Origin of the sequence: Streptosporangium sp. NPDC051022, from assembly GCF_040683035.1 — a bacterium.
Classification (GTDB): domain Bacteria; phylum Actinomycetota; class Actinomycetes; order Streptosporangiales; family Streptosporangiaceae; genus Streptosporangium.
On the sequence record NZ_JBFBCF010000067.1, the window covers coordinates 1 to 11,077 of the forward strand.

The 11,077-nt window shown below is 67.9% G+C and carries 12 protein-coding genes; 1 reads left to right on the plus strand and 11 read right to left on the minus strand.

What is annotated here, in order from left to right; translation table 11 throughout:
- Positions 1–60: 60 nt before the first annotated feature.
- The 10 genes from AB0N02_RS46830 to AB0N02_RS46875 form a co-directional block, all read right to left on the minus strand.
- Positions 61–528: a hypothetical protein gene (locus tag AB0N02_RS46830; RefSeq protein ID WP_363961585.1), complete on the minus strand. Its 468-nt coding sequence runs from the start codon at positions 526–528 to the stop codon at positions 61–63.
- A 68-nt stretch (positions 529–596) separates the two neighbouring features.
- The gene (locus AB0N02_RS46835) at positions 597–932 is read right to left on the minus strand and encodes a hypothetical protein (RefSeq protein ID WP_363961587.1); all 336 of its coding nucleotides are present in this window, start codon (positions 930–932) and stop codon (positions 597–599) included.
- Complete coding sequence (locus AB0N02_RS46840) at positions 929–2,554, minus strand: DNA cytosine methyltransferase (RefSeq protein WP_363961589.1); 1,626 nt, start codon at positions 2,552–2,554, stop codon at positions 929–931. Before AB0N02_RS46840 ends, AB0N02_RS46835 begins: the two co-directional genes overlap by 4 nt.
- Positions 2,555–2,849: 295 nt before the next feature.
- Positions 2,850–3,734 (minus strand): hypothetical protein, encoded by an 885-nt coding sequence (locus AB0N02_RS46845; RefSeq protein ID WP_363961591.1) that lies wholly within the window; start codon positions 3,732–3,734, stop codon positions 2,850–2,852.
- Complete coding sequence (locus AB0N02_RS46850; RefSeq protein WP_363961593.1) at positions 3,731–4,240, minus strand: hypothetical protein; 510 nt, start codon at positions 4,238–4,240, stop codon at positions 3,731–3,733. The genes AB0N02_RS46845 and AB0N02_RS46850 overlap by 4 nt, the downstream gene beginning before the upstream one ends.
- On the minus strand, positions 4,240–5,109 hold the full coding sequence (locus tag AB0N02_RS46855; protein WP_363961595.1) for a DNA adenine methylase: 870 nt from the start codon (positions 5,107–5,109) through the stop codon (positions 4,240–4,242). The genes AB0N02_RS46850 and AB0N02_RS46855 overlap by 1 nt, the downstream gene beginning before the upstream one ends.
- Positions 5,110–5,414: 305 nt before the next feature.
- Positions 5,415–5,822: a single-stranded DNA-binding protein gene (locus AB0N02_RS46860; RefSeq protein ID WP_363961597.1), complete on the minus strand. Its 408-nt coding sequence runs from the start codon at positions 5,820–5,822 to the stop codon at positions 5,415–5,417.
- Between the two features lie 2 nt (positions 5,823–5,824).
- The gene (locus tag AB0N02_RS46865; RefSeq protein WP_363961599.1) at positions 5,825–7,432 is read right to left on the minus strand and encodes an AAA family ATPase; all 1,608 of its coding nucleotides are present in this window, start codon (positions 7,430–7,432) and stop codon (positions 5,825–5,827) included.
- The gene (locus AB0N02_RS46870; RefSeq protein WP_363961601.1) at positions 7,432–8,310 is read right to left on the minus strand and encodes a hypothetical protein; all 879 of its coding nucleotides are present in this window, start codon (positions 8,308–8,310) and stop codon (positions 7,432–7,434) included. Before AB0N02_RS46870 ends, AB0N02_RS46865 begins: the two co-directional genes overlap by 1 nt.
- Positions 8,310–8,870, minus strand: a complete 561-nt coding sequence (locus AB0N02_RS46875) for a hypothetical protein (RefSeq protein ID WP_363961603.1) — start codon at positions 8,868–8,870, stop codon at positions 8,310–8,312. The genes AB0N02_RS46870 and AB0N02_RS46875 overlap by 1 nt, the downstream gene beginning before the upstream one ends.
- A 194-nt stretch (positions 8,871–9,064) precedes the next feature.
- Here AB0N02_RS46875 and AB0N02_RS46880 point away from each other — a divergent pair, with 194 nt between their 5' ends.
- The gene (locus AB0N02_RS46880) at positions 9,065–9,280 is read left to right on the plus strand and encodes a hypothetical protein (protein ID WP_363961605.1); all 216 of its coding nucleotides are present in this window, start codon (positions 9,065–9,067) and stop codon (positions 9,278–9,280) included.
- A gap of 551 nt (positions 9,281–9,831) precedes the next feature.
- Here the strand turns inward: AB0N02_RS46880 and AB0N02_RS46885 are convergent.
- Positions 9,832–10,875: a hypothetical protein gene (locus AB0N02_RS46885; RefSeq protein WP_363961607.1), complete on the minus strand. Its 1,044-nt coding sequence runs from the start codon at positions 10,873–10,875 to the stop codon at positions 9,832–9,834.
- Between the last annotated feature and the right edge of the window lie 202 nt (positions 10,876–11,077).

Sequence of the window (11,077 nt, forward strand, 5' to 3'; positions counted from 1 at the left end):
GGTCGGGAGGAGCATCGGCTCGGTCATTACTGGTGTCCTTGTCGTCGGGGGTAGGCGAGGTCAGCCGTAGTAGGCGCAGAGGAGCCAGCCGGGCTGCTCCTGAGTCGGGGTGATGCCAAGCGCTTCCAGGGCGGACGACAGGGCGGCGTCCCATGCCGCCCGGTTCGGGTGGACGGCCAACCCGGCGAGGTCGACAGGCTCTGCGCCGCAGACCTTGATCTCGTGGGCCACCAAGACGTGTTCCGAGTAGTCGCTCACCCCGTACCAGCCGAACTTCACGCCGAGGCTCGCTTCGGCCTCCCGCTCACGCCCGTAGTAGCCGTCGTCTTTCCTCGTCTCCCACGTCTCGGTGAAGCCTGCCGCCGCGAGAAGCCGCCGCTGCGCCGCCCCGACGAAGTCGTTGTCGTCCTCGTCGAACCAGGCGACCGTGAGCCCGCCGTACTCGTCGACCTCGCGGACGTTCCATTCGTCCTCGCCGCCACCGAGGTCGTAGCCGTAGACGAGCTTCGCGGACAGTGATCTACCCATGGGGTTTCTCCTTGCTTGGGGTAGGCCCGCCCTCAGGTGAGGGCGGGCGAAGACATCGGGTTACTGGCTCAGTGGCTGATGTAGATGCGGCACTTCGGATGCTTGGCGCACGCCTCTGCCAGGCGGCGCAGGTACGCCAGGGCGCCCTCGTAGTTGCCCCACCCGTTTTCGGGGTTCATAGCCTGATAGATGGCAGGAGTGGCTTCCATGCGGGTGACGGCTTCGGCGAGCGGCCCGGCCGCTTCAGAGCACGGTGCGCGGTGGAACTCCGCTAAGCGGACGCCGTTCAGAGCCTCCATCCACATGGGCCATACATTGGAGGTGTAGTTGCCGATCTCGACCACCATAGGCAACTCGTCTTCGGGAGCGCCGGTGTCGATTTCGAGCCAGATGTCGTAGCTCATGCCACGCGCTCCAGGTCCTCGCCGGTGATCGCCTCGACGAGGGCAGACACGATGACCTCGGCCACGGGCGGGGTGACAGCGTTGCCGTACTGGCGGACCCGTTCGCGCTTGTTGCCGAGGACGGTGTAGTCGTCGGCGAAGCTCATGGCGCGGCCGATCTCGTGCGGTTCCAGCATGCGGAACAGCACGTCGTCGAGGTTGATGTCGCCTCGGACGAGGGCGTAGCGGTCGCAGGTGGTGAGTGTGCCGATCGGTTCGGCTGTGCTGCGGGCGGCGCCGTTCCCGTAGTACGGCACGAGCAGGTGCTCCCAGGTGACGACTGACTGGTGTCCTGCGGTGGTGAGGGTGCGCAGCGGTTCGTCGAAGGATGTGCACATCTGGCCAAGGCCGCCGCGCGGGGTGTTGTTGCGCATGACGAATCCGGCCGGGGCGACGAGGCCGTGGTGGTTGCCGGAAGCGGTCACGGTGGCCAGGGCTTCTGACACCGGCCGGGCGATGGATCCGCCGCCGCGCAGCTCGGCGATGAACGGCAACCACGCCAGGCCGGTCTCGTTGCGGGCGGTCTGGGTGCGGAGCGGCGCGGCGGCGGGGCTGGCCACCTTGTCGTCGCGGCCTTCGACGGGAACGAGGATCGGCGGCACGGCGATGCCGTCGTTCTCCCGTGTGGTCCTCGTCGGCATCGGCTCGGTGACCGGGACAGCGTCCTCGCGCCATGTTCCGCCAGCCGGGACCATCAGTGGCCGGGCGTACTTCTCCATCCCGGCCTGGATGCGGGCGAGCGTCTTGGGGGCGAGCGGCTTGGCCCGGTCGCCGATCCGCTGGCCAGGCAGGGACCAGTCGATCGCGACAGCGGCGGGCAGCGCCTCGGGTTCCACGATGGCGTTGCGGCAGGCCGTGCGGGGGCACCGGTAGACGTACTGCTGCCGGTAGCGACCCATGTCGGCGCCGGGCGTCTTGAACACCTGGACGGCGCGCACCCACTGCTCGCAGTCCGGGCACCAGGCTCGTGGGCGCAGCCACTTGTCCCAGTCCGGGGTCCGTCCGAGGGAGACGTGCCAGTAGGCGACGTACAGCCGGTCCCGGGACTGCGGGGCGCGCAGAACGGCGGTGGGGTCGGCGTGCATCGAGTTCATCGCGATGACGCGCGTCGAGTAGCCGAGGGCGCGGATCTCGCCGAGCCACCGGTCCCACTGATCCCACGCGCGGACGTCCACGACGTTCTCGACGACGCCGGCCAGGACGAGGCCTCCGCGGTCCTGGACCCCGCGCAGGTACATGGGAACTTCCTCCATGAGGGCCCGGGAACGTTCGGCTTCCTCGTCTTTCTCGGGGCCGAACAGCTCGCCCTGCTGGGAGTGGGTGAAGTCGCGGGGCTTGCCGCGGGCGTTGCTCCACTGGGGGCATTCCGGAGAGGCCCAGAACAGGTCGCAGACGGGCCAGCGCTCGACGGGGGCGGTGCGGATGTCGCCGCGGTAGTGGTCCGCGTCGGGGAAGTTCGCCGCGTGAGACTCGATGGCCCGCTGCCAATGATTCGCAGCCCGGGTCACGGTGACGCCGGGCACCGCGTGGGCGCCTTGGCTACTGCCGCCAGCTCCGCAGAACCAGTCCATGAGAGTCAGCACACTGCCTTCTTTCCGATCATGAGTTCGCTTTCTTGATCACTTTGGGAACTGGAGTTCAAATCGAAGGCCGTCACAAGAGGTCCTGAAATCCCTCCAGAAGCTCTAAACCGGTCACCCCTCAGGCGTGGACGGCGAACACTTTGTCTCGCGGGAGCGTGGCCTCTGGGTGCCTTCCCGGGCCACTTCCGCCCCTCTGGTCACCGCACCCTAGTCCGCGCCTTGCCGCACACCCGGCACCGCTGCACCACCACGAGGCCGATCGCCTCGACGGTCTCCCATCGGTGGCGCAGGTGCATCAGGCCGACGCCTCGGAGGTCTCCCCGCCCTGAGGGCGGACAGGTTCGACGTGGGTCAGGGCGATGCCGCCCGGGTAGCCCTCGACGGAGACCACGGAAGTGCCGGACCCGAGCGTCCACGCCGGCGTCCGGGTCTGGGTCCTCATCGGCTCGGCGTCGCGGGCGCCCGGCCACGCCAGGACCGGCTTGCCGACCGGGAAGGTCGCGTTCCATTCGTCGGCGGTCATTGAGCTCTCCTTGTCGGTGATCTTGGTGGGGGTTAGGCGGACGACGTGGACGACCGGACCACCGTCGATGCGGGCGCGCCGCTCCAACTCGCGGGCCCAGCCTTCGTCGGAGTTGCGCTCCGCCACCGTCCGGGCGATCGCGGCGTCAAGTGCGTCCTGGGCGGCCTGCTCGCGGAGCCGCCTGTACTTCGCTTCCAGTTCGGCGAGGCGCCCCAGCTCTTCGGTGTCCGGAACGAGCGGGGCCACGTCTGCGGACAGCACGCTGTGCTCCAGCGGGAACCGCGCCCACCCGATGAGCTGATCGGTTTGCCCTTTGGCGCGGCGGCCGACATCCAGGCGGGCGTTGCGCAGCTCGCAGAACCGCTGCCATGCGGCCTGCTGCTCGGCCGTCAGGGCGTCGTGCCAGCGGGACCGGTCGAGAGGCTTCGCCGGCGGCGGCCACGGCAGCTGCTCCTGGAGCCGCTTGATCTCCGCCGTGAGTGGCGCCCGCACCGATGCGGACAGGCTCACGTAGAGGCGGTCCATCTCGGCGACCTCGTCGGCGGTCAGGTAGTGCTCGGCGCCTTCCGGTACTCGCTCCAGCGGCAAGCAGGCCGTACGGACCGACCGTTCGGCAGCAGCCGCCCACTCCTCACGGGAAGGCCAGACGCGGGTCACGCGGGCACCTCTTCGGCAGCTTCGATGGCGGCGTAGTACTCGCTGAGCTTCACCGGCTCCCAGACCGCCAGGTCGACCTGGCTTTCAGGGATCGGCCGCGGCCAGGTCACGTACAGGACGCCGCCCATGACCTGCATCCCGCAGGTCATGAAGGAAGCGCCCACCAGGCAGTTCTTCGGCATGCCGGGGACTTCGTCACGCGGATCCGGTCTCTTGAGCTCGTCCAGGCGAGTGTTGGCGGTCTTGCCCGCCTTGGTGGTGAGGCGGGGCACGAGGTAGCCGTGGGTGCGGTGGACGCGCCACCCGGGCGGCACTTCCTCGTTCTCGTTGTGCTCGACGCCGAGGATGGCGCTGGAGGCGTCGCTGAAGTAGACGTTGCGGCCGGTGAGGCGGTGCTCGTCAAGGAATGCCTCGACCTGGGTCTGCCAGTCCTGGGTGGCGGCGTCGGAGTCGCCCCAGATCTTGAGGACGTCGGGGTGAGCGCTGCGGTAGACGACCTTGGTCATCAGGAGGACTCCTTGTCAGTGATCTCGGCGAGGTCAGGGACAGCCATCTCGAAGAGCGCCGGGGTGACGTTCGGGAAGGGCCGGTTCGACCAGAGGACCTCGGTGCGGTTCTGCTGCTCCTCAGCCTGGCCGGTGAAGGCGTTGAGCTCGACGCGCTCCCATCCGGCGTACAGCTCGGCGTACAGCGGCGAGTCGTAGCCCGACAGCACCACGGCCGCCTTGCACACCTTCAGGGCGGCCGCCAGTTCCCGGTGCTCCGCCTCCGACTCCATCTCGTGCCTGTAGTTGCGGGCGCGGGTCGAGCCGAGGTAGGGCGGGTCGACGTACAGCAGGACCCCGCGGTGGCGGCCGTAGGCGGCGATGAGCTCCAGCGCCGGGCGGCACTCCAGCGACACCGAGGCCAGCCGTTCGGCGGCCGGGAACAGGCGGGACACGTACCCGGCGAGGTAGCGCGGCATCCCGGTGACCGAGGTGGAGGCGTCCTGGAAGTGGCGCCACCCGGTCTTACGCAGTGTCCCGGCCCGACCCTGGGTCAGGCGCACCCACACCAGGCGGGCCCGCTCCAGATCCGGAAGCCCCGTCAGGTCGGCGTCCCGGGCGTCTTCGTACTCGGCGCGGCCGTGCGGCGTCAATGCGCAGACCCGCTCCAGCTCATCGGTGCGGTCCCTCAGCACTTTCCAGAACACCATGAGGTCCTGGTCCAAGTCGTTGACGGTTTCCATCCGGCTGGGCCGCTTGGCCAGCAGGACGGCCAGGCTCCCGGCGTACGGCTCGACGTAGTGCTGGTGGACGGGCAGCAGCGACGCGATCCGCGGCCCCAGGGTCTGCTTCGACCCGTAGTACGGGATGGGGGGCGCCAGGCGGGTCACGGCTTCTCCTCGTCGTTGATCTTGGGGGTGGGCGAGTCCGGAGGTCCCGGCTTCGTCAGTAGCCGGTCCAGGGCGATCACGGATGCTCCTCCACAGTCGTGTCCCCAACCTGGGGACAAACGGGGACAGGGTCAGGCGGTCCGGGACGGTCGAGCATCTCGGCGAGCGTTCCGATCAGCTCACGCATCGCTGGCACCCACGGGGGTACCAAGCCGACCTGGGCCCAGGTAGCGCCGCACGTACACACCAGGTCGTCCGGCACGTCTCCGGGGAAGCCGCCACTGCAGTCTGGGCAGAGACCGACCTCAGAAGGGCGGAGCATCCGGCGTTCCTCCGTTCGCCCACGGGTCCCCCGCGGGAGTCGAGGACGACATCCGGTCGGCAGGCTTGGCCCACCGCAGGTTCGCGCCGGCCGCATCGACTCGGACCTCAATGCGGGAGCGCTTCTCGCCGTCCTTCTCCCACTCGTTCTGGTAGGCCGAGCCACTGATGATGACCGCGGAGCCCTGCCGGAAGTTCTCGCACACCTGCTCGGCGAGCTGGTCCCACGCAGTGCACGGCCAGAACGTCGTGTCGACGTCCTCCCACTGGTCGCCGTTCTTACGGCGGCGGGAGGTGACCACGGTGAACCGGGCGATGGCCTTGCCGGTGGTGGTGAACTTCAGCTCAGGGTCACGGACCAGGCGGCCGGTGAGGGTGATCGGTGCGGACATGATCAGTTGTTCCTTCCGTTGGGCTCCCAGCCCTTGGGCGGGATGTAGTTGGGGCCTGGGGGGATTTGCCAGGGCCAGTTGCCTTCGCCGCCCCACCGCAGCTGGGTCGGCCAGTCCCGTTGGTCGCGGGCCCCGCGCCACGCCTTGACGTCGACCGTCCGGCACGGCTCACCGGGGTCGGGTTCGTAGGCGGGGGCAATGCCGAACCCGAACTCAGGCCAGCGCAGCAGGAGGCTGGAGCCGACCGGGCGGACGGAGCGGTTCTTGCCCTGCTCGCCGTGCCCAGCGTGGGCTTCGATGACCAGGGCGCAGTTCGCGGCGGCACGTGCGGCGTCGAGGACACCGACTGTGTGGCGGGCGGCGGCCTCGTCGTTGATGTTCCCGGCGTGCAGCCGGTAGAAGGGGCCGATGAATAGCACGTCGGGCTTATGGGCGGTGACCCGCTCCAGGAGCCAGGCTGCGTCGTCGGAGCGGGACACGTCGATTCCGGCGGGCCTGTGGATGAGACGCAGTGCGCCGTCCGGGACGCGGTGGCGGGACGTGATCGACAGTTCGGCCAGCGGGCGGAACTTGCGGCGTGACTGGGATTCGGAGTTTTCGCAGTCGATGAGCAGGACCCGCATCTTGGGGATCTCGGTCCACTTAAACGGGTGCAGCCCTGCGGCGATCATGACGGCCATCTGCCGGATCGCCATGGACTTGCCGAGGCCCTCGAAGCCGGTCCACACGAGGCGGTCGCCGCGCTCCAGCAGCCCCGGGACGACCCAGTCGTAGTCGGGGTCCTCGGTGGCGAGGAACTCCCACAGGTCCGGCGCCAGGTCCGGAGTGGTCTTGACCTCGCTGGTCCAGGTCTCCACCAGGTCCTGGAGCTTCTTGCCCGCAGCGAAGTGGTCGGCGGCGTCCTTGCCGATCGCGGGCTCGACAATGCGGATGGACCGGGCGATGCCGGTGAGCATGTCGCGCACCTGGCGGGCGTGGGCTTCGCCGGGGTTGTCGCGGTCACAGATGATCGTGACGTCGGCGTCGCGGAACACCTCGCAGTACTCGGCCCGCCACTTGCCTGCGCCGCCGGGGTTGCAGGTCGCCACGAGCTGCTGCGCTTCGAGGGCGTGGACGTCCTTCTCGCCTTCGACGATGAAGATGACATGGCCGTCGCGGATGCCCTCGATGACCTTAGGCAGGCGGTACAGGACGCGCCGGGTGTCGCCGAGTCGCCAGTCCCAGCCCTTCGGCCGGGAGGCGTCCGGTATGCGGCAGGGGAACTGCTTGTCGGCGGTGCGCAGCACCTGGTACAGCAGGTTGCCGTTCTCGTCGATGTAGTCGTAGACCGCGGTGGCCATGCCGCGCGGCGTCCACTCGCCCCGCTGCTCCTGCTGGTCCTCCTGCGCGCGAGGCTTACACAGGTCGGTCCAGTCCAGGCCGATCGCGGCGAGGATGTCGTCTCGCTCACACCCGGCGTGGCAGTGGAACACCACCGGGTGCTCCTTGCCGCGGGTCAGCGACAGGCTGGCCTTGCCGTCATCGTGGGCAGGACAGCGGGCCATGAAGCCGCCGTACTGGCTGCGGACGCCGTCGAGCTTGGGCAGAACGAGTTCGGTGAGGGTGTCCATCAGTTGTTCCACCATCCGCTGCTGTTGCCGGAGGCCGTGACGGCGACTTCGTCGGTCCAGCGACCCTGGTTGAGCCACGTGGTCGGGTGCGCGGTGAACTTGATCTCGCTGGATCGGCGGACGGGGTCGCGGTCGTAGTTGACGGCGCCCGCGATGATGTCGTCGGGGTTGGCTCCGGCCTTGACGGCCTTGTCCCACGCCTTACGGGCGTCGGGCTTGCCGACCTTGCGGGGGTAGTTCTTCCAGAACTCCTCGAACTTGGTCTCACTGTCCGCGCGGCGCAAGCCGCGTGCTCCCCCTTGGGGGCTGGGGGAGTTTTCGTTAAGTGAAGTGGAGTGGAGTGAATTACGCGCGCGCGCCTCTACGCGCGCGCCCGCGCGAGGCTGGAATCCATCCGGACTCCCCTCGGAGCGGTCACCGGATTCCGCGTCGTCTTCCGACTGGATTCCGGCCGGAATCCGTGCGGAATCGTCAGCGGATTCCGAAGAGGGGGTCTCATCGTCTTCCAAGACGTCTTCCGGCTGGATCTGCTCGGCCTTCTTGGCGGCCTTACGCTCCCGGTCCTTGCGGCGAGCGCGCCCCAGCTCTTCCGCAGAGGCGTTCCACTTCAACCACGCCCGGACGAGGAACCCACTGGCCTCCTCTTCCCACAGACCGAACTCGACCAAGCAGGCCGCGCGGTCCATGACGTCGTCCATGCCAGCGCCGACGAACCGCTTGAGCTGAGCGCGGGTGATGAACCCGTCCGACTCCGACGCCGCGCAGAACGCGAGCCCGCGCACGTACAGCAGCTCGGCCTTCTCCCCTGCCTCGATGATCGCGTCATCGGTGGCGTAGGTGGCGGACAGCGGGGCGTACGGCCCCAGACGGCGGGTCATTACTTGCCTCCCTTGGACTTGCCGGTGGGCTCAGGACGAGGCGCACGAGTCATGCGGTAGGTCGGCCGCATCCCCTCAGGCAGTTGGGCCGCGGCAGTGGCCGGCCAGTACCGGAAGTGCTTGCCGCCGCCGACGTGCCCACAGCGCCAGCACGTCAGGTCGTCCTGAACCCACCCCCACAGGCCGCACTCAGAGCAGTCCGTGAGCCACAGCTGCCGGTCATCGGGGGCCTGCCAGGACAGTGCGTCGCCCGGCCCGGCGGCCTCCAGGACGATGACGCGGACCAGACGCCACAGCCACGGCGCCTCGTCGGTGAGGCTCTTGCGGAGTTCCAGCGCCTTGTCGAGGCGCTCCCAGCGCGGGCCCTTCACCTCCGCCCAGCAGCACAGGAGCGGCAAGTAGAAGTCCGGCAAGTACATCTGGCCACTGGGAAGCTGGATCACCAGCGGCTCGTACTGCCAGTAGATGCCCAGGTCGTCAAATGTGGCGGCCCAGTCCGCCTCCAGGCTGGAGCGGAACTTGATCCCCTTGTAGGTCAGGGGGACGGCTTTGATGTTCAACCGCTGGGGACCTTCCTTACACGTGCTTTGACTTGGGGCAACGGGCTGGGGGATGCAGGGCACACCCGTTCGGGATCCATTCAATCTTGTGCAACATTCGATGTGGCCTAGCCAATGTATGCCTAGCTGCATGTGGATGCAACATGCTAAGGTGGCCTCACCAGGGGTGCGATGATAAGGAGGTGTCCGACCGAATGACCGGTATCCGCCAGGCCAAGACCGCCCTTCGCGAAGCGGAAGCCCAGGCCAGAGCACTCGTCGCTGCAGCTCGCCTCGAACTGGGCAGAGAAATCCTGAAGGCCAGGGAACAGGACGTGCCGCAAAAGGACATCGCCGCTGAACTGGGTCTCACACGCGAACAGGTCCGCCGCATCGCCGCTGCTGCTTCTGGTTCTCCTGCTGAGTCCTGAGAGCACTTACTCCTCCCAGTACCGGCAGGACGCGCACACGCCTACGAGGTAGAGGAATCCTCCGTGCGCGACCGAGACGGGCCAGATCGGGTCACCATGGTCGACGCCTTTGGTGACGACGCCACAACCGTCGCAGGTTCGGTCTTTCGCGGAACCACGTGGGATGGAGAGCAGATGCCTGCACGCATCGCACACGACTAGGTTGGGTTTCCACGCAGCGGCTGCCACAGGTTGAGGACGCATCGGGTTCGGAACGTGGGTGCACGTCCCAGACCTGCCAGAACACCACGTGATCAGAGCTGCGAGAAGGCCCAGCCGAACCCAGTCCGGATGCTGCGCGGGAGCGAGGTTAATCACCCCTTCGCCGCCTGCTGCTAACTGAGACATGTCTTCATAAACCTGAACGGCCGCAGCCTCGTTCTGATCCAGCAGCCACGTGTAGCCGGCTGTCTGGAAGGCGTCACGAATTAGCGGGAGCAGGTCGGCGAGGTCGGGCCGCTGTAGGAACTCGTCGTAGGCGAGGATGAAGCGGCCAATGCTCGGCGCAGAGGTCACTGTGTGCCTCCAGCGAGCACCTTGAACGCGTTGTTGATCTGCTCGACCTGCACCTTGTACTGGTCTCGTTCTCCGCGAACTCGCTCCAGTTCCTCCTCCAGCGTGGCGACCATGAGCTCGGCCTCGTCGGCTCGGGTCTCGGCGTCGGAGACTCGTTTGGCCACGGCGGTGAGCATGGTCAGCGGGTCGGTCGCGTCGGGAAGTTCAACGGGCGCGGCGGGCGTCTCCTTCGGTGCCGGCTTCGCCACCGGAGCGGGCTTCGGCTTCGTGGTCTTGGCGGGCGCCTTCGTCACAGTTAGTCCTCCGTCGTTCCACTCGTCTCGCACCCACCACACCGGCGGCGAGGCCGACCGGGACTGGCACTTCATGTGGTTGGTCCGCTCCAGGTAGGTGGATACGTCCCGCCTCCAGTCGGTGTCCCAGTCGGAGAAGGCTTCCTTCAGCACTCGCAGCAGCGCCCCGTGCCAGATCGCGCCAACCGCGCCGGCGTTCTGGCCTGGCGGATGGTCCTGGGTGGCGGCCAGGCCGCGCACGACCTGCCACAGCCGGCGCGCGTCAGCGGCTATGTCCCGGACGGGAAGGTTGCCGGTCACGGTGGCTATCTCGCTGACCTTCGGCACGGGCGACTCCTCAACTGGGGGATTCAAATGGGTGAGGACCTCGGCGGAGCGGTCCCGGACCAGGCGGGCGAGCGGTTCGGCCTCCATCGGCGAGGACACGCGCAGCACTCCGCCGCGGTCTTCGACCCGGACGCCTTGCTTTGCGGCGAGGTCCAGTAGCTCCTCGATGGGCATCGCCACTTCGGGCTCCTGCTGTGGGGGTTGGGTAGCGGCGACCATCGGAGCGGGAGGCGTTCCGAGGCGCCGGATCTCTGACCGGTAGTTCGTCACGCTTCGCCCGGTCACCATGAGCGGAAGGAACACCTGCGCTTCGGTGACAGGGTTGGTGATGTGCCAGCGGTCACCGCGCTGCTCAACCTTCAGCCCGGTTCGCTCGGCGTCCCGGATCAGCGCTTTGGCCTCCTTCGCGGTCCGCGTCAAGACTCACGCCTCCTTTCCTGGTCGATCTCGTCTAGGAGCTGCGCTGTCTGCGGGAGATAAGCGAGCCAGTTCGATTGCGACCGGATCCGTCACGGCTTCTTTGGCTCCTCCTCTTCTTGAGTCCCTCCCCGAGAAGGGGAGGGCGGAGAAAGACGTGGTCATGATGCGCCTCCCGCCAGGTCGAACAGGGCGTCCTGGGCAG